This is a genomic window from Streptomyces sp. SID4985 (genome assembly GCF_009863025.1).
GTDB lineage: Bacteria > Actinomycetota > Actinomycetes > Streptomycetales > Streptomycetaceae > Streptomyces.
Genome location: NZ_WWIR01000032.1, coordinates 20,152 through 38,090, shown reverse-complemented (window position 1 = coordinate 38,090; position 17,939 = coordinate 20,152). Strand labels below are relative to the sequence as shown.

16 protein-coding genes are annotated in these 17,939 nt (G+C 70.6%); 2 read left to right on the top strand and 14 right to left on the bottom strand.

The features are described 5' to 3' along the window. Nucleotides 1–11: 11 nt before the first annotated feature. From GTW40_RS01500 to GTW40_RS01475, 6 genes are all read right to left on the bottom strand, one after another. Nucleotides 12–458, bottom strand: a complete 447-nt coding sequence (locus tag GTW40_RS01500) for a DUF948 domain-containing protein (protein WP_161178314.1) — start codon at nt 456–458, stop codon at nt 12–14. Between the two features lie 221 nt (nt 459–679). Next, nucleotides 680–1,294, bottom strand: coding sequence for a 30S ribosomal protein S4 (gene rpsD, locus GTW40_RS01495; RefSeq protein WP_018549020.1), 615 nt, complete (start codon nt 1,292–1,294; stop codon nt 680–682). Nucleotides 1,295–1,634: 340 nt separating this feature from the next. Next, entirely contained in the window at nt 1,635–2,987 is a 1,353-nt protein-coding gene (locus tag GTW40_RS01490; protein WP_161178313.1) for a replication-associated recombination protein A, read from the bottom strand. A gap of 71 nt (nt 2,988–3,058) precedes the next feature. Further along, nucleotides 3,059–3,715 carry a vitamin K epoxide reductase family protein gene (locus tag GTW40_RS01485; RefSeq protein ID WP_161178312.1) on the bottom strand — a complete coding sequence of 219 codons (657 nt, stop codon included), beginning with the start codon at nt 3,713–3,715 and terminating at the stop codon, nt 3,059–3,061. Between the two features lie 217 nt (nt 3,716–3,932). Further along, nucleotides 3,933–5,195, bottom strand: a complete 1,263-nt coding sequence (gene hisS, locus GTW40_RS01480) for a histidine--tRNA ligase (protein WP_161178311.1) — start codon at nt 5,193–5,195, stop codon at nt 3,933–3,935. A 17-nt stretch (nt 5,196–5,212) separates the two neighbouring features. After that, entirely contained in the window at nt 5,213–5,920 is a 708-nt protein-coding gene (locus tag GTW40_RS01475; protein WP_161178310.1) for an MBL fold metallo-hydrolase, read from the bottom strand. A 180-nt stretch (nt 5,921–6,100) separates the two neighbouring features. Between GTW40_RS01475 and GTW40_RS01470 the strand changes: the two genes are divergently transcribed. Then, nucleotides 6,101–6,940 (top strand): peptidylprolyl isomerase, encoded by an 840-nt coding sequence (locus tag GTW40_RS01470; RefSeq protein WP_161178309.1) that lies wholly within the window; start codon nt 6,101–6,103, stop codon nt 6,938–6,940. 158 nt (nt 6,941–7,098) lie between these two features. Continuing rightward, nucleotides 7,099–8,328 (top strand): DUF349 domain-containing protein, encoded by a 1,230-nt coding sequence (locus GTW40_RS01465; RefSeq protein ID WP_161178308.1) that lies wholly within the window; start codon nt 7,099–7,101, stop codon nt 8,326–8,328. Nucleotides 8,329–8,446: 118 nt separating this feature from the next. Here GTW40_RS01465 and GTW40_RS01460 read toward each other — a convergent pair whose 3' ends face one another. From GTW40_RS01460 to ruvC, 8 genes are all read right to left on the bottom strand, one after another. After that, a complete protein-coding gene (locus tag GTW40_RS01460; protein ID WP_161178307.1) occupies nt 8,447–10,966 on the bottom strand; it encodes a bifunctional (p)ppGpp synthetase/guanosine-3',5'-bis(diphosphate) 3'-pyrophosphohydrolase in 2,520 nt (839 codons plus the stop codon). A 264-nt stretch (nt 10,967–11,230) separates the two neighbouring features. After that, nucleotides 11,231–11,770 (bottom strand): adenine phosphoribosyltransferase, encoded by a 540-nt coding sequence (locus GTW40_RS01450; RefSeq protein ID WP_161178306.1) that lies wholly within the window; start codon nt 11,768–11,770, stop codon nt 11,231–11,233. Beyond that, nucleotides 11,767–12,870, bottom strand: a complete 1,104-nt coding sequence (gene secF, locus GTW40_RS01445; protein ID WP_161178305.1) for a protein translocase subunit SecF — start codon at nt 12,868–12,870, stop codon at nt 11,767–11,769. The genes GTW40_RS01450 and secF overlap by 4 nt, the downstream gene beginning before the upstream one ends. A 3-nt stretch (nt 12,871–12,873) precedes the next feature. Further along, nucleotides 12,874–14,637 carry a protein translocase subunit SecD gene (gene secD, locus GTW40_RS01440; protein WP_343245590.1) on the bottom strand — a complete coding sequence of 588 codons (1,764 nt, stop codon included), beginning with the start codon at nt 14,635–14,637 and terminating at the stop codon, nt 12,874–12,876. A 144-nt stretch (nt 14,638–14,781) separates the two neighbouring features. Next, nucleotides 14,782–15,321, bottom strand: coding sequence for a preprotein translocase subunit YajC (gene yajC / locus GTW40_RS01435; RefSeq protein WP_161178304.1), 540 nt, complete (start codon nt 15,319–15,321; stop codon nt 14,782–14,784). Between the two features lie 165 nt (nt 15,322–15,486). Continuing rightward, nucleotides 15,487–16,557, bottom strand: coding sequence for a Holliday junction branch migration DNA helicase RuvB (gene ruvB / locus GTW40_RS01430; protein ID WP_161178303.1), 1,071 nt, complete (start codon nt 16,555–16,557; stop codon nt 15,487–15,489). Nucleotides 16,558–16,585: 28 nt separating this feature from the next. Beyond that, nucleotides 16,586–17,191, bottom strand: a complete 606-nt coding sequence (gene ruvA / locus GTW40_RS01425; RefSeq protein WP_161178302.1) for a Holliday junction branch migration protein RuvA — start codon at nt 17,189–17,191, stop codon at nt 16,586–16,588. Then, complete coding sequence (gene ruvC, locus GTW40_RS01420) at nt 17,188–17,772, bottom strand: crossover junction endodeoxyribonuclease RuvC (protein ID WP_161178301.1); 585 nt, start codon at nt 17,770–17,772, stop codon at nt 17,188–17,190. Before ruvC ends, ruvA begins: the two co-directional genes overlap by 4 nt. Nucleotides 17,773–17,939 lie beyond the last annotated feature (167 nt).

Below are 17,939 nucleotides of genomic sequence, written 5' to 3'. Positions count from 1 at the left end.
GGTCTCAGTCCTTACTTTCGCTTGCCCCGCCGGGTGGCCGGGACCGTCCGGCCCACGATCACCGTGCGCCTCGACGGCTTCGACTGCTTCGCGGGCGCGGCCTCCTTGCGGCCGCCGAGGGCCTGGCGGACGCCGTAGCCGAAGGCCGCGACCTTGACCAGCGGGCCGCCGAAGGTGGAGGCGACGGTGGAGGAGAGCGCGGACGCGTTGGAGGTGACCTCCTGGACGTCCGAGGCGATCGCGTCCACCCGGTCGATCTGGGTCTGTGCCGACCGCACGGCCGAGGACGCGTCGGCGAGCAGCGGGACGGCCTGGTCGGTCACGTCCGCCACGAGCTTGGTCGTCGCCTTGAGGGTCTGGGCCAGCCTCGCCAGCGCTACCGCGAGGAAGGAGACCAGGATCGCCCAGAAGACGGCCACCAGGATTCCGGCCACCTCTCCACCGGACACTGTGCGCACCCGCTCCCTGAAAACATGCCTGAGCATCGGAAAAGTCGTGCACCGAGCCTATCGCGCCGGGGGCGGGGCTCTGTACCGGATTAGCCGGGGCTGCGCGGCCGCTTTCCCGGGCCCGCTGCACCGGGTCCGCGGACGCGGCCCGGGAACGCGTGAACCCGCCGCCCCACCCGCCCAAAAGGGCGGTGGGACGGCGGGCTTGAGTGCCTACGCGGGGGCTGGGATCAGCGGGCGTAGTACTCGACGACGAGCTGCTCGTCGCAGATCACCGGGATCTCCTTGCGGTTCGGCTCGCGGTCCAGGCGGAACGCCAGGGCCTTGAGGTTCACCTGGAGGTAACGCGGGGTCTCACCGTCGGCGGCGAAGCCACCCTCACGCGCGACCTGGAAGAGCGTCTTGTCCTTGGAGCGGTCGCGGACCTGCACGACGTCGTCCGGACGGACACGGAAGGACGGCTTGTCGACCTTCTGGCCGTTGACCTGGATGTGGCCGTGGACGACCATCTGGCGGGCCTGGTAGATCGTGCGGGCGATGCCCGAACGCAGGACCAGGGCGTCGAGACGACGCTCCAGCTCGATGATCAGGGCCTCACCGGTCTTGCCCTGGACCTTGGCGGCACGCTCGTAGGCGCGGACGAGCTGACGCTCGGACACGTCGTACTGCGCGCGCAGACGCTGCTTCTCGAGCAGACGGACCTTGTAGTCCGAGTTCTGCTTGCGGCCGCGGCCGTGCTCGCCCGGCGGGTAGGGGCGGGCCTCGAAGTACTTGACGGCCTTCGGGGTCAGCGCGATGCCGAGGGCACGCGACTTCTTGACCTTGGGGCGGGACTGGTTCGCCATGAACCAAACACCTCGTTTTATCTGTGCGAATACGGCTTCACCAGGGTTAGGGGAGGTCGCATCCGCAGCCGGGGAGACCCTGTCCGTCCTTGGCGGACGGGCCGGGCAGCCGTTCCCCGAACTGGGCACATACGTGCAGCACGCGAGTGGCCCACCGGCCGGTTCCGGCTGCTGCCGGAGGGTGGTGGGCTGCCCGCGACACCTTCGACGGTGCGCGACGCTCCTGGAGAACCCCGCCCGGGGGCCGGGTCTCCGGCTGGATGTCCCGCTCTGGTGAGCCGGTTCCCTCTACGAGGGGCCGGACACGGGACTCAGCACTTCGGGGCAGTCTACAGGGCGCTCAGGACCGCTTGCGACCGAGGTGCTTCCTGGTCCACTCGACGGCGTCCGCGTACCGCGCCTCGGCGCCGTTGCGCGTCGGGGTGTAGTACTCGCGGTCCTTGAGGGCGTCCGGGGCGTACTGCTGGGCGGCGATCGCGTTCGGCTGGTCGTGCGGGTAGATGTAGCCCTTGGCGTGGCCGAGTTTCTCGGCGCCCTTGTAGTGGCCGTCCCGCAGGTGGGAGGGGACCGGTCCGGCCAGGCCCTTGCGCACGTCGGCCATGGCTCCCTGGATCGCCCGGGTCGCCGAGTTGGACTTGGGGGCCAGCGCGAGGGCGATGGTGGTGTGGCTGAGGGTGAGCGCGGCCTCGGGGAAGCCGATCATGGCGACGGCCTGGGCGGCGGCGACGGCTATGGGGAGCGCGTTCGGATCGGCGACGCCGATGTCCTCGCTCGCGGAGATCATCAGGCGCCGGGCGATGAAGCGGGGGTCCTCACCGGCCTCGATCATCCGGGCCAGATAGTGCAGCGCCGCGTCCACGTCGGAGCCCCGGATGGACTTGATGAGAGCGCTGGCCACGTCGTAGTGCTGGTCGCCGTCGCGGTCGTACTTCACGGCGGCGCGGTCGACGGTCTCCTCCAGGGTCTCGAGGGTGATCTCCGTCTCCGCCTTGTCGAGAGCGGCGCCGGCCGCGGCCTCCAGGGCCGTCAGGATCCGGCGGGCGTCGCCGCCGGCGATGCGGAGCAGGTGCCCCTCGGCCTCTTCGGGAAGCGTGAGGGCGTCCCCGAGACCGCGCTCGTCGGCGAGGGTGCGGCGGAGCAGGCCGCGCAGGTCGTCGTCGGTGAGGGGTTCGAGGGTGAGGAGGAGAGAGCGGGAGAGCAGCGGGGAGATCACCGAGAAGTAGGGGTTCTCGGTGGTGGCGGCGATCAGGGTGACCCAGCGGTTCTCGACGGCCGGGAGCAGGGAGTCCTGCTGGGCCTTGCTGAAGCGGTGGATCTCGTCGAGGAAGAGGACGGTCTCCTTGCCGAAGCCCCCGGCGGCACGGCGGGCGCCGTCGATGACCGCGCGGACCTCCTTGACACCCGCGCTGATCGCGCTCAGCTCCACGAACCGCTTGTCGGTGGCCCGGGACACCACGTGCGCGAGGGTGGTCTTGCCGGTGCCCGGCGGGCCCCAGAGCACGACCGAGGAGGGTCCCGCCGGGCCGCCGCCGCCCTCGACCAGGCGCCGCAGGGGTGAGCCGGGCTTCAGCAGATGCCGTTGGCCCACCACCTCGTCCAGGGTGCGCGGACGCATCCGGACGGCGAGAGGACTACTGGTCGGGTCCTTCTCCTGGCGCTCTTCGGCAGCGGCGGTGAACAGGTCGGCTTCCACGTGGAAACCCTAAGACACCCCACTGACAACCGGGCCCGGACGATCATGCCCGGTGCCCGGCGGACCGGCGCTCAGCTGGTCCAGAAGGTCCACCAGCGGGTCAGGACCAGCATGCCGATGATGCCGATGTGCAGGACCGGCAGGACCCAGGTGAACTCGCCGAAGAAGGTCTTCAGGGCGCGGCCGCCCGGCAGGAAGCCGTTGCGGACGTTGAAGGACGTCACGTACCAGAACATGACGATGGTGGCGACCCAGGCCAGGCTGCACCACAGGCACAGCGCGTTGATCCGGTACAGGGACTGGAACTGGAGCCAGGAGCAGAAGGCCACGCCGAAGAGGGTGCCGAAGTTGAAGGTCAGCCAGTACCAGCGCGGGAAGCGGGCGCGGGCCAGCAGGCTCATACCGACGCAGATGACGATGCCGTAGGCGACCAGGCCGAGCATCGGGTTCGGGAAGCCGAACGCGGCGGCCTGCTTGCTCTCCATGACGCTGCCGCAGGAGACCACCGGGTTGAGGCTGCACCCGGGGGTGAAGGTCTTGCCCGCGACCTTGGCCTCGAGGATCTTGAACTTGTCGATCGTGATGACCCACGCGGCGAGCAGACCCGCGGCACCGGTGATCAACAGCAGCACGGCCAGGGCGCGGCTGGCGCCGGCGGCTCCGGATGGGGTGGCCGCGTGCTCCGGCTCGGGCACGGTGGAGAGGTCGGTGACTGTCGTCTTGCTCATCACGCCGTTCCGTCTGCTTGAGAAGGGACCTTCTTCGGGCAGGGGCCATTGTGCCGCACGGGTGCACCCGCGCACCGTTCGCTGTGGATAAGTAAGGACCTTCGGCCCTCGGGAGGGGCGGGTTTCCGGCCGGTTCCGCATTCGGCGGGGCACAGCAGAACGAAGAGTGACGGGCCGGGCGGCATCGTGCCGCCCGGCCCGTCGTACGACCACCGGCTCAGCCGAGCCGGGACTCCAGTTCCGCCACGACCTCGGTGAGGCCGATCGGCGTCTGCTCGCCGGTCTCCATGTCCTTGAGCTGGACGACGCCCTCGGCGAGGTCGCGCTCGCCCAGCACCAGGGCGTAGCGCGCGCCGGAGCGGTTGGCGGCCTTCATGGCGGCCTTGAGGCCCTTGGCGCCGTAGCAGAAGTCGGCCGCGACGCCGACCTTGCGCAGCTCGGTGACCTTGGCGAACAGCAGGCGCCGGGCCTCCTCGCCGAGGGGTACGGCGTAGACGCTGGTCGAGGACGGGATGTCCAGTTCCACGCCCTCGGCCTCCAGGGCGAGGACGGTGCGGTCCACGCCGAGCGCCCAGCCGACCGAGGGGAGCGCGGGGCCGCCGATCATCTCGGAGAGGCCGTCGTAGCGGCCGCCGCCGCCGACCGCGGACTGCGAGCCCAGGCCGTCGTGGACGAACTCGAAGGTGGTGCGGGTGTAGTAGTCCAGGCCGCGCACCAGCTTGGGGTCGTCCTCGAAGGCGACGCCCGCCGCGAGGACGAGCTCGCGGACCTCCTCGTGGTACGCCTTGCAGGCGTCGCACAGGTAGTCGCGCAGCAGGGGGGCGCCGGTGAGCTGCTTCTGGACCGACTCGCGCTTGTCGTCGAGGACGCGCAGCGGGTTGATCTCCGCGCGGCGCAGGGTGTCCTCGTCGAGGTCGAGGCCGCGCAGGAAGTCCTGGAGCGCGGCCCGGTAGACGGGACGGCACTCCTTGTCGCCCAGGGAGTTCAGCAGGATGCGGAAGTTCCGCAAGCCCAGCGAGCGGTACGCCTGGTCGGCCAGGATGATCAGCTCGGCGTCGAGCGCCGGGTCCTCGGCACCGATCGCCTCGGCGCCGACCTGGGAGAAGTGGCGGTAGCGGCCCTTCTGGGGGCGCTCGTAGCGGTAGTACGAGCCGGAGTACCAGAGCTTGACCGGGAGGTTGCCCGCCTTGTGCAGGTTGGCCTCCAGGGCGGCGCGCAGCACGGACGCGGTGCCCTCGGGGCGCAGGGCGAGCCGGTCGCCGCCCTTGGTCTCGAAGGCGTACATCTCCTTGGTGACGATGTCGGTGGACTCGCCGACACCGCGCGCGAACAGCTCGACGTTCTCGAAGCCGGGGGTCTCGATGTAGCCGTACCCGGAGTTGCGCAGGGGGGCGGCGATGGCCTCGCGCACGGCGAGGTACGTGGCGGACTGCGGCGGGATCAGGTCGTACGTGCCCTTGGGGGCCTTGAAGGTGCTCACGGAAAGAAGCTCTCTCGTCACATTCCTCGTCGGGGAGCCTGGTCGGCTCCCTGGCCGGCGGCCACCTGCCGCAGATAGGGGTTGGTGGCGCGTTCCTGGCCGATGGTCGTCTGGGGGCCGTGGCCGGACAGGACCACGGTGGAGTCGTCGAGCGGCAGGCACACCCGTGCCAGCGACCCGAGCATGTCCTCCATGGAGCCGCCCGGCAGGTCGGTGCGTCCGATGGAGCCGGCGAACAGCAGGTCCCCGGAGAAGAAGACCGGCGGAATGTCGGTCTTCCCGGGCATCCTGAAGGTCACCGACCCCTTGGTATGGCCCGGCGCGTGCGCGACGGAGAACTCCATCCCGGCCAGGTCCAGCTTCGCCCCGTCGGTCAGCTCCCGGACGTCGCCGGGCTCGCCCACGGTCAGCTCGCCCATGAGCGGCATACCGATGGACCGGCCGAGCGCCTTCTCGGGGTCGCTGAGCATGTAGCGGTCGTCGGGGTGGATCCAGGCCGGCACGTCGTGCGCTCCGCACACGGGGACGACCGAGGCCACATGGTCGATGTGGCCGTGGGTGAGGACGACGGCGGTGGGCTTCAGCCGATGCTTGCGGAGCGTCTCCTCGACTCCTTGGGCCGCCTGATGGCCCGGGTCGATGATCACGCACTCCTCACCGGCGGCGGGGGCGACGACGTAACAGTTCGTCCCCCAGGCCCCGGCGGGGAACCCGGCAATGAGCACGATCGTCCTTCGTTTGTGTCGATACGGGAGGGCTCGCGGGCGGTCGGCCCGTGGTCATGAGCCTACCGGCGCTGCCGTTTCCTCAGCGAACCCATATACGGTACGGGGCTACACGCGCCTGTCGGCCCGGCGCACCCGCGCGCACCGGCCGGCACACGACACGCATGAGGAGAGAACCCGGTGGTCAGCCAGGAGCAGCGGCGGCGTCAGCTCGCCCGGGAGAAGTTCTTGCGGCAGCAGCAGCGACGCACGAGCGCACGGCACAAGGCCAGGACGCGCAACGCCGTGATCGCGTCCGTCCTCGGCGTGGTCGTGATCGGCAGTGCCGCGCTGTACACGACCGGGGCGTTCAAGAGCGACGACAGCAAGAAGGTCAACGCGGGCTCCGAGAGCACGCCGTCCGCGAGCCCGAGCCAGAAGGCGCCGGACCCCTGCGAGAAGCCCGCCGCGGGCGCGGTGAAGAAGCTCCAGTGGAAGAAGGAGCCGGCGATGTCGATCGCCACGTCGGCCAAGTACACGATGAAGCTGGCCACCACCTGCGGCGACATCGACGTGGCGCTGAACACGGCGGCCCCGCACACGGTGAACTCGTTCGACTTCCTGGCGAACAAGGGCTACTTCGACCACACGAAGTGCCACCGCCTGACGACCAACGGGATCTACGTGCTGCAGTGCGGCGACCCGACGGGCACCGGCAGCGGCGGTCCGGGCTACACGATCCCGGACGAGAACCTGAAGGACAAGAGCCTGAAGGGCAACGTCTACCCGGCGGGCACGGTGGCGATGGCCAACCAGTACAACGCCCAGACCCAGCAGGGCCGTCACACCGGCGGCAGCCAGTTCTTCCTGGTCTACAAGGACAGCCCGCTGCCGCCCGACTACACCCCGTTCGGCACGATCGACACGGCGGGCCTGAAGGTGCTCGACAAGATCGCCAAGGCGGGCGAGAACACGGGCCAGGGCGACGGCGCCCCGAACGCGACCGTCGTGATCGACAAGGCCACGGTCGCCAAGTCCTGACCCTCCGGTGGTGGCGGTCCGCGTCGTCATCTGCGCAATTTCGCTCGCGCTGGATGCGGACAGGCCACCCGCCGGTCGCCTATGTTGGCGGTGACGAAACTGTGGACGATGCCCGGGGGCCGGGAGGCACCTGGCGGGCATCATGTGGAGGAGGCGCTGTGAGCAGCGACCCGTGGGGCCGCGTCGACGAGACGGGGACCGTGTACGTGCGTACGGCCGAGGGCGAGCAGGTCGTCGGATCGTGGGCGGCCGGCTCCCCCGAGGAGGCGCTTGCCTACTTCGAGCGCAAGTACGAGGGCCTGGTTGTCGAGATCGGCCTCCTCGAAAAGCGTGTACAGACCACCGATCTGTCGGCGAAGGACGCGCAGACCGCGATCGGTCACATCCGCGAGCAGGTGGACGCGCACCACGCGGTCGGCGACCTGGACGCGCTGCGGACCCGTCTCGACAAGCTCGTCAAGACGGTCGAGTCGCGCCGCGAGGAGCGCAAGGCACAGCGGGCCAAGCAGTCCGACGAGGCCCGCAAGGCCAAGGAGGACCTGGTCGTGGAGGCGGAGCAGCTGGCCGGGTCCGACCAGTGGCGGGTGGCCGGTGAGCGGCTGCGCGCGCTGGTGGACACCTGGAAGGGGCTGCCCCGGCTCGACCGCAAGTCCGACGACGAGCTGTGGCACCGCTTCTCGCACGCCCGGTCGGCGTTCTCCAAGCGGCGCAAGGCGCACTTCGCGCAGCTGGACGCGCAGCGCGAGGACGCCCGCCGGATCAAGGAGCAGCTGGTCGCCGAGGCCGAGGCGCTGTCCGCTTCGACGGACTGGGGTCCGACGGCGGCCCGCTACCGCGATCTGATGGCGGACTGGAAGGCCGCGGGCCGCGCCCAGCGCGAGCACGAGGACGAGTTGTGGAACCGCTTCCGCGGCGCCCAGGACGTGTTCTTCGCCGCGCGCAGCTCGGTGTTCGCGGAGCGGGACGCGGAGCAGGGCGAGAACCTGAAGCTGAAGGAGGGGCTGGCCGAGGAGGCCGAGAAGCTCCTTCCGGTCGGGGATCTGAAGAGCGCGCGGGCCGCCTTCCGCTCGATCAACGAGCGCTGGGAGGCCATCGGTCACGTACCGCGGGACGCGCGTCCCAAGGTCGAGGGCCGGATGCACGCGGTCGAGCGGGCCATCCAGGAGGCCGAGGAGGCCGAGTGGCGCCGGACCAACCCGGAGGCGCGTGCGCGTGCCGAGGGTCTGACCGGTCAGCTCCAGGCCGCCGTGGACAAGCTGCGCGGCCAGATCGAGCAGGCGCGTGCCCAGGGCAACACCTCGCGCGCCGAGAAGCTGGAGCGTGAGCTGGAGGGCCGCCAGGCGCTCCTGGACCAGGCCCTGAAGGGCCTGCACGAGTTCGGCGGCTGATACCCCGCCCACCACGCCGAAGGCCCCGTACGCGACGTACGGGGCCTTCGGCGTGCCCTGAGGCCCGCGGGGTTCCCACGGGGCCTGCGGGGCGGCCTGTGCCGCCCCGCAGGCCGTCCTACGTGCGGTTGCGGGCCGAGGTGACCCGGTAGACGTCGTAGACGCCCTCCACGCCCCGCACGGCCTTCAGGACGTGGCCGAGGTGCTTGGGGTCGCCCATCTCGAAGGTGAAGCGCGAGGTGGCCACCCGGTCGCGGGAGGTCTGCACGGCCGCCGAGAGGATGTTGACGTGCTGGTCGGACAGGACGCGGGTGACGTCCGAGAGCAGCCGGGAGCGGTCCAGCGCCTCGACCTGGATGGCGACCAGGAAGACCGAGGACTGGGTGGGCGCCCACTCGACGTCGAGGATGCGCTCGGGCTCGCGGGAGAGCGACTCCACGTTGACGCAGTCGCTGCGGTGCACCGAGACGCCGCTGCCCCGGGTGACGAAGCCGATGATCGGGTCGCCGGGGACGGGGGTGCAGCAGCGGGCCAGCTTGACCCACACGTCGTCCACGCCCTTGACCACGACACCGGGGTCGGAGCTGGAGCGGCGCTTGCGGCTGCGGCCGCGCGCGGGCGGGACGCTCTCGTCGATCTCCTCGCTCGCGGCCTCCTCGCCGCCGAGCGCCTGCACCAGCTTCTGCACCACGTTCTGCGCGGAGACATGGCCCTCGCCGATCGCCGCGTACAGCGCGGAGATGTCGGGGTAGCGCATCTCGTGCGCGAGCGTGACCAGCGAGTCGCCGGTGAGGATGCGCTGGATCGGCAGGTTCTGCTTGCGCATGGCGCGGACGATGGCGTCCTTGCCCTGCTCGATCGCCTCGTCGCGGCGCTCCTTGGAGAACCAGGCGCGGATCTTGTTGCGCGCGCGGGGCGACTTGACGAAGCCCAGCCAGTCGCGCGAGGGGCCCGCGCCAGGTGCCTTGGAGGTGAAGACCTCCACCAGGTCGCCGTTGTCCAGGGTGGACTCCAGCGGTACGAGGCGCCCGTTGACGCGCGCTCCTATGGTGCGGTGGCCGACCTCGGTGTGCACCGCGTAGGCGAAGTCGACCGGGGTGGCCCCGGCCGGGAGCGCTATGACGTCGCCCTTGGGCGTGAAGACGAAGACCTCGTTGCGCGAGAGGTCGAAGCGCAGCGACTCCAGGAACTCGCCGGGGTCCTCGGTCTCCTTCTGCCAGTCCAGGAGCTGTCTGAGCCACGCCATGTCGTTGAGGTGGTCGTCCTTGCCCTTGCCGGACGCCTTGGGCGCGTCGCTGCGCACCTTGGAGGCACCGGCGACGGCCTCCTGCTTGTACTTCCAGTGCGCGGCGATGCCGTACTCGGCCCGGCGGTGCATGTCGAACGTGCGGATCTGGAGTTCGACCGGCTTGCCGTTGGGCCCGATGACCGTCGTGTGCAGCGACTGGTACATGTTGAACTTGGGCATCGCGATGTAGTCCTTGAACCGGCCGGGGACCGGGTTCCATCGCGCGTGGATGGTGCCGAGGGCCGCGTAGCAGTCGCGGACGGTCTCCACGAGGACGCGGATGCCCACCAGGTCGTAGATCTCCGCGAAGTCACGGCCGCGGACGATCATCTTCTGGTACACGCTGTAGTAGTGCTTCGGGCGCCCGGTGACGGTCGCCTTGATGCGGGCGGCGCGCAGGTCGGACTGGACCTCGTCGGTCACTATGGCCAGGTACTCGTCGCGCTTGGGCGCGCGTTCGGCCACCAGACGGACGATCTCGTCGTACATCTTGGGGTAGAGGATCGCGAAGGCGAGGTCCTCCAGCTCCCACTTGATGGTGTTCATGCCCAGGCGGTGGGCGAGGGGCGCGTAGATCTCGAGGGTCTCGCGCGCCTTCTTCTCCTGCTTCTCGCGCTTGAGATAGCGCATGGTGCGCATGTTGTGCAGGCGGTCGGCGAGCTTGATGACCAGGACGCGCGGGTCCTTGGCCATGGCGACGACCATCTTGCGCACGGTCTCGGCCTGCGCCGCCTCGCCGAACTTGACCTTGTCCAGCTTGGTCACGCCGTCGACGAGCAGCGCGACCACGTCGCCGAAGTCCCGGCGCAGGTCGTCCAGGCCGTACTCGGTGTCCTCGACGGTGTCGTGCAGCAGGCCCGCCATCAGCGTGGCCGGGTCCATGCCCAGCTCCGCCAGGATGGTGGTGACGGCGAGCGGGTGCGTGATGTACGGGTCGCCGCTCTTGCGCTTCTGGCCGCGGTGCCAGCGTTCGGCGACCTGGTAGGCGCGCTCGATCTGGCGGAGCGTCGCGTTCTCGATCTTGGGGTCGTTGCTGCGCACTATCCGCAGCAGCGGCTCCAGGACCGGGTTGTAGGGGTTCGCGCGCTGCACACCGAGGCGGGCCAGGCGGGCGCGGACGCGGTTGGAGGAGCCGGAGCGGGTCGCGGACTGCCCGGCCGCGGCGCGGACGGGCGCGGCCGGCTTCGGCCGGGAGGCGTCGGCGGTCTTCTCGACGGGCGCGGAGGAGGCGTGGGCCGCCGTCCCGCGGGAGTCGTTCTTCGCGTCGGACGCGTTGGGCGCGGGCTTCACCGCCGGGGCCGAGGCGGACTCGGGCTTGGCGGCGGTCAGTGGCTGGGCCTCGTCTGGCAAGAGGACTCCTCGTGCGCGATCCGGGTAGCCCGGACAGGCTCCGGAGATCCCATGGTAGCGATCCCGCGCCTTGTCATCGCCTTCGGCCCGGTGCGCGGACGCTCCGTCCATGGAACGCGTGGGGTCCGTGGGGGGATTTCCGGAGGTGGCCGGGGACTGTCGTCCTGGTGGCCGAAAGGATACGGCCGTGGGCGGCACCGGTGATCCGGTGCCGCCCACGGCCGAGCTGTGCTTCGTTCCCGCCGAACGTGTCGGCCGGACGCGTCAGACCTGGAGCAGAGCCTCCAGGGGCGCGCCCTTGAGCGCGGGCTCCAGGCGGGCGCGGCCGCCGAGGAAGCCGAGCTCCATGAGGACCGCGAGGCCCGCGACCTGGGCACCGGCCCGCTCGATGAGCTGGGCCGCGGCCTCGGCGGTGCCGCCGGTGGCGAGGACGTCGTCCACGATCAGCACGCGGTCGTCCGGGGTGAGGTCCTCGGCGTGCACCTCGATCTCCGCCGACCCGTACTCCAGGTCGTAGGCCTGGCGCAGGGTCGCGCCGGGCAGCTTGCCCGCCTTGCGGACGGGGATGAAGCCGAGGCCCGCGCGGACGGCGACGGGCGCTCCGAGGATGAAGCCGCGGGCCTCCAGGCCGACGACCTTGGTCGCCCGGGTGTTCGTGGCGATCTCGGCCAGCGTGTCGGTCAGGGCCGTGAACGCCGCCGGGTCCGCCAGGAGCGGGGTGATGTCCTTGAACATCACTCCCGGCTCCGGGTAGTCCGCGACGTCACGGATTCGGCTGAGCAGCAGCTCCTGGATGTCGGTCATCGGCGCTTTCCAGAGGGTCGGCCGCGGCCTCGGTTGCGTGCCACGGGCTGGTCGCGCGGGCCCACCACAGCGGGCGCCGCATCGTAAGTATCACCCGTGGAACCCTGCTCCCCGGAATTCTCCCCGGCCGCGGCCTGCGCGCGCTTGGCCAGGACCCGCTTGCGCAGGGCCTTCATCGCGGGCTCGCGCTCCTTGAGATCGGCGACGAGCGGGGTGGCGATGAAGATCGAGGAGTACGCGCCGGCCGCGAGGCCGACGAACAGCGAGAGCGAGATGTCGTTGAGCGTTCCGGCGCCGAGGAAGCCGCCGCCGATGAAGAGCAGACCCGCGACCGGCAGCAGGGCGACCACCGTGGTGTTGATCGAGCGCACCAGGGTGCCGTTGATCGACTGGTTGGCGATGTCGCTGTAGGTGAAGCGGGTCTGCTTGGTGATGTCCTTGGTCTGCTCCTTGAGGCTGTCGAAGACGACGACCGTGTCGTAGAGCGAGTAACCGAGGATGGTCAGCAGACCGATGACCGTACCGGGCGTGACCTCGAAGCCGACGAGGGCGTAGATGCCGACGGTGATCGTGATGTCGTGGATCAGGGCGACCAGGGCCGCCACCGCCATGCGCCACTCGAAGGCGATGGCCAGGTAGATCACCACGAGCACCATGAAGATCGCCAGGCCCTCCCAGGCCTTGTTGGCGATCTGCTCACCCCAGCTCGGGCCGACGAGGTCGGCGGCGAGCGACTCCGGGTCGATCTTGAGATCCTTGGCCAGGGTCTCCTTGATGTCGTCGGCCTTGCCGGTGTCGATACCGGCGATCTGGATGCGCAGGCTGCCGTTGCCGAGCTTCTGCACGACCGCTTCGTGGCCGGAGGCCTCGTGGGCGTATCCCTCGGCCTGGCTGACCGAGGTGCTCATCTTGGCCGGCGTGGTGAAGACCGCGCCGCCCTGGAAGTCGATGCCCATGTTCAGGCCGCGCACCACCAGGCCGACGATGGCCGTGATGGTGATCAGGATGGAGACGCCGTACCAGATCTTGCGCTTGCCGATGAAGTCGTAACTGACTTCACCGCGGTGCAGCCGGGCGCCGAGGTTACCGAGCTTCGACATCGCTCACGCCTCCTGGAAGTCGACGGAACCGGCGGCAGGACCGGACTGACGGCGGGTGCGGCGCAGCGGCGGCTTGGCACCCAGGCTCTTCGGGTCGAGCCCGGACCACTTGTGGCCGTCCGCGAAGAACTTGCGGCGCGCCAGGAGGGTCATGAGCGGCTTGGTGAAGAAGAAGACCACGACCACGTCGAGCACGGTGGTCAGACCGAGCGTGAACGCGAAGCCCTGCACCTTGCCGACGGTCACGATGAACAGCACCGCGGCGGCGAGGAAGGACACGAAGTCGGAGACGAGGATGGTGCGCCGGGCGCGCGGCCAGCCCCGCTCGACGGCGGGACGCAGCGTGCGGCCCTCGCGGATCTCGTCCCGGATGCGTTCGAAATAGACGATGAACGAGTCCGCGGTGATACCGATCGCCACGATGGCGCCACAGACCGCGGGCAGGTTCAGCGCGAAGTGGATGCCCGGACCGAGCAGGGTCATGATCACGTAGGTGAGGATCGCGGAGACCAGCAGCGAGGCCATGGCGACGAGCGACAGACCGCGGTAGTAGATCACCAGGTAGAGCACGACCAGGGCGAGGCCGATGGCACCCGCGAGCAGACCGGCGTGCAGCTGCTCGCCGCCGAGCGCGGCGGTCACCGTGGTGACGGTCTCCTTCTGGAAGGAGAGCGGGAGCGCGCCGTAGGACAGCATGTTCGCGAGGCTCTGGGCCTCCTGCTGCGTGAAGCTGCCGGAGATCTCCGCCTGGCCGCCGGTGATGGCGGTGCGCACGTACGGGCTGGAGACCACTTCGCCGTCGAGGACGATGCCGAACTGGTTCTGCGGGTCCGGGTTCTTGGCCAGCTGACCGGTGACGTCGGCGAACTTCTTGGCTCCGGTGGAGGTGAAGTTCATCTGGACCTGCCAGCCGGAGGCACCCTGGGTGTCGAAGACCGCCTGGGCCTTCTTGACCTCGGTGCCGTCGACGCCGGCCGGGCCGAGCACGTACTTGTACCAGGCCTTGCCGACCTGGCCGCAGGCCACGATGGTGTCGCCGGGCTTGCTGTTCTGGCTCGCCTTGGCGCGCTGGGCGGGCTTGGCGCAGTCCAGCGCCGCGTACTGCGCCTGGAGCTTGCCGGCGGCGGCGCTCGCGGACGGGTTCGCGGAGGCGGTGGGCGTGGAGGACGCCTTGGGAGAGGCGGAGGACGACGGCGTCGCGTCGGCCTTCAGGGCGCCGCTGACGGGGCGGCCCTGGGTGGTGGAGGTGGGAGAGGGCGTGGTGGCGGACGCCTTCTGGTCACCGGCGGCGCTGCCCGACGGGCTCGGCGAGGTGCCGCCCTTGGAGGAGGCGCTCGGCGAGGGGTTGGGCGTGGCGGCGGCACCGCTGGGCTCGGACGCGAGGACCGGGCGGAAGTACAGCTTGGCGGTGGTGCCGACCTGGTCCTGGGCCTCCTTGGAGTTGGTGCCCTTGGGGATGTTGACGATGATGTGGTCGGTCCCCTGGGTCTGCACCTCGGTCTCGGAGACACCCAGACCATTGACACGGCGGTTCATGATGTCGACCGCGGTGTCCATGTTGGCCTTGTTGATCGCCGACCCCTGGTCGGCCTTCGCCTTGAGCGTGATGCTCGTACCGCCGGCAAGGTCGATGCCGAGACGCGGAGTGGTGTGTCCGGAGGCGAACATCCCCCCGGTGAGCGCCACGATGGCGATCAGGATGAGGACCAGTGAGCGCCCTGGCTTGCTCTGAGCGCTCGCACTCCGGCCCTTCTTAGGTGCTGCCACCTTCTCGTACTCCCTCTCGGGCCGCTCCGGTCGCCGTCGGCGCCGGCCGGCCATGACATGGTGTCGGGATTCCGTGCGGGAAACAGAGGCGATCGGGGCGTGTCCGGCGGCTGTCGGGCCGGGCCGGACCGCCCCGTGAGACGCCTACTTCGCGTCGGACTCGCCGTCGGTCTTCTTCGGCGCGTCGCCCGCCGTGGCCTCGGCGGCGTCCTTGACGTCGGCGGCCTCGGTCTCCTCACCGGTCTTGGCGTCCTCGGCCTCGGCGGCCGGGGCGTCCTCGGCGGCGTCCTTCTTGCCGAGGTCGACGGGCTTGTCGTCGGCGTCGGCGGCCGGGGCGGCGTCGGCGGTGAGGGAGGAGGCGTCGTCCGGGACGACGTCCGCGTCGGACTTCAGGTCGTGCTCGATGCCGTGCACGATGCGGTTGTACTCGTCATCGGTGAGGACGGCGCCGATCGCGTTCTTGGCGAAGACCAGCTCGACGCCGGGAGCGGCGTCGAGGAGGACCGTGTCCTCGGTGACCTCCTTGACCGTCGCGTACATCCCCCCGATGGTGCGCACGCCCGAACCGGGCTGCATCTCGTTGCGCATCTGGCTGGCCTGCTGCTGCTTCTTCTTGGCCGAGCGCGTCATCAGGAACATGGCCGCGATGAGCACGATGAAGGGAAGAAGGGTGTAGATATTCACGAGACGGAATTTTCCTTCGCGCGACCGCGCGGTGAGCGGCCTGGTGGAGGGGGCTGGTCGGCGCCGCCCACAAGGGCGGCATCGGCGGAGTCTAGGCGAGTCCGCGTGCATGGAACAACGCTCAGCATGGCACCTGGGTTCCTTCCGTCGCCAATGCCCCCGCCGTCACGTCCCGAACAGGTCCTGTTGTCCGTTTCCCGTGCCCGCCGGGCGTGGCGGGGTCAGTCCGAGGTGGGCCCAGGCCGCCGGGGTGGCGACGCGGCCGCGCGGGGTGCGGGCGAGCAGTCCCTCGCGTACGAGGAAGGGCTCGGCGACCTCTTCCACCGTCTCACGCTCCTCCCCCACCGCGACCGCGAGCGTGGACAGTCCGACCGGTCCGCCGCCGAACAGCTTGAGCAGCGCCTCCAGCACGGCCCGGTCAAGGCGGTCGAGACCGCGCGCGTCCACCTCGTAGACGGCGAGGGCGGCGGCCGCGATCTCGCGGGTGATCCGGCCGTCCGCCTTGACCTGCGCGTAGTCGCGGACGCGGCGCAGCAGCCGGTTGGCGATACGGGGCGTGCCCCGGGAACGGCCCGCGATCTCGGCGGCGCCCTGCCCCTCCATGCCGACGTCGAGCAGGCTCGCCGAGCGGTGCACGACGCGTTCCAGCTCGTGCGGCTCGTAGAACTCCATGTGCGCGGTGAAGCCGAAGCGGTCACGCAAGGGGGGCGGCAGCAGGCCCGCGCGGGTGGTGGCGCCGACCAGGGTGAACGGCGGGAGCTCCAGCGGGATGGCGGTGGCGCCGGGGCCCTTGCCGACGATCACGTCGACGCGGAAGTCCTCCATCGCCATGTACAGCATCTCCTCGGCGGGCCGGGACATGCGGTGGATCTCGTCGAGGAAGAGGACCTCGCCCTCCTGGAGGGAGGAGAGGATCGCGGCGAGGTCGCCCGCGTGCTGGATGGCGGGGCCGGAGGTGATGCGGATGGGGGCGCCCATCTCGGCCGCGATGATCATCGACAGGGTGGTCTTGCCGAGGCCGGGCGCGCCGGAGAGCAGGACGTGGTCGGCGGTGGCACCGCGCGCGCGGGCGGCGCGCAGCACCAGGTCGAGCTGTTCGCGGACCTTCTCCTGGCCGATGAACTCGCCGAGGTCCTTGGGGCGCAGGGCGGCCTCGACGGCCTGGTCCTCCCGGTCGGCGACGGAGCCCACCAGCCGGTCCTCGGCGGGGCTGTCGATCGGGTCGTCCCGGTTCACTCAGGTACTCCTTGCGAGGTGGCGCGGGTCAGCGGGCGCGGTTGAGGGTCTGGAGGGCGGACTTCAGGAGCTGGCCCACCTGCGGGGTGCCCTCGGCGGCCTCGGCTTCGGGCGCCACGGCGGACACGGCCTCGTCGGCCTCGCGGGGGGCGTAGCCGAGTCCGACCAGGGCCGTGTGCAGCTGGTCGCGCCAGCCCTGGGCGGCCGGGGCGCGGGTGGCGGCGACTCCGGTGGGCGCGCCGAGCCGGTCCTTCAGTTCGAGCAGCAGCTTCTGCGCGCCCTTCTTGCCGATGCCCGGAACGGCGATGAGGGCCTTCTCGTCGTTGGAGGCGACCGCGCGGCGCAGCGCGTCCGGGGTGTGCACGGCGAGCATCGCCTGGGCGAGGCGGGGGCCGACGCCGCTCGCGGTCTGGAGCAGCTCGAAGACCTGGCGCTCGTCGTCGTCGGCGAAGCCGTACAGGGTGAGGGAGTCCTCGCGCACGACCAGGGAGGTGTGCAGCTTGGCGGCCTCGCCGAGGCGCAGTTTCGCCAGGGTGTCCGGGGTGCACTGCAGGGCCATGCCGACCCCGCCGACCTCGACGACCGCCGTGTCGGGGGCGAGCGCGGCGATGGTGCCGCTGACGAAGGCGATCATGCCGTTCGGCCTTTCGTTGCGTGAGCCGCGTGGGCTCCGTCTGCTGCGTTGGCGGCCTTGGCCGCGTGGGCCTGGTGCTGGGCCACGGCCTGCTGGAGCCGGTTCTGCGCGGGGGCCCGCCAGATGTGGCAGATGGCGAGGGCGAGGGCGTCGGCCGCGTCGGCGGGCTTGGGCGGCGCGCCGAGCCGCAGCAGGCGGGTGACCATGGCGCCGACCTGGGCCTTGTCGGCCCGGCCGCTGCCGGTGACGGCGGCCTTGACCTCGCTGGGGGTGTGCAGGGCGACGGGGATGCCGCGCCGGGCGGCGCACAGCATGGCGACGGCGCTGGCCTGGGCGGTGCCCATGACGGTGCGGACATTGTGCTGGGCGAAGACGCGCTCCACGGCGACGAACTCCGGCCGGTGCTCGTCCAGCCACTGCTCGATGCCCTGCTCGACGGCGAGGAGACGGTGGCTCAGCTCGGCGTCCGCCGGCGTACGGACGACACCGACACCGAGCATCGTCAGCGGCCGTCCGGGCACGCCCTCGACGACGCCGACGCCGCACCGGGTCAGCCCTGGGTCCACACCGAGTACGCGCATCCGAGTAGTCCTCGCTCCTTCCATCTGCCCGTGCCCTGGCCGTCCGGCCCGCACGACCTGGGCCGTACCTGCCGCGCCAGGCTATCCGGCGCCACCGACAACGCGTCATCGGCCACGGAACGATCAAAGGAGAGGCAAAGAAAACGGTCCGGCCGTCCAGGAAAATC

Coding starts and splice junctions, on each gene's coding strand:
- rpsD (WP_018549020.1), bottom strand. CDS start 1,294: ATGGCGAACCAGTCCCGCCCCAAGGTCAAGAAGTCGCGTGCCCTCGGC.
- GTW40_RS01485 (WP_161178312.1), bottom strand. CDS start 3,715: ATGAGCAAGACGACAGTCACCGACCTCTCCACCGTGCCCGAGCCGGAG.
- GTW40_RS01450 (WP_161178306.1), bottom strand. CDS start 11,770: ATGACCGACATCCAGGAGCTGCTGCTCAGCCGAATCCGTGACGTCGCG.
- secF (WP_161178305.1), bottom strand. CDS start 12,870: ATGTCGAAGCTCGGTAACCTCGGCGCCCGGCTGCACCGCGGTGAAGTC.
- ruvA (WP_161178302.1), bottom strand. CDS start 17,191: ATGATCGCCTTCGTCAGCGGCACCATCGCCGCGCTCGCCCCCGACACG.
- ruvC (WP_161178301.1), bottom strand. CDS start 17,772: ATGCGCGTACTCGGTGTGGACCCAGGGCTGACCCGGTGCGGCGTCGGC.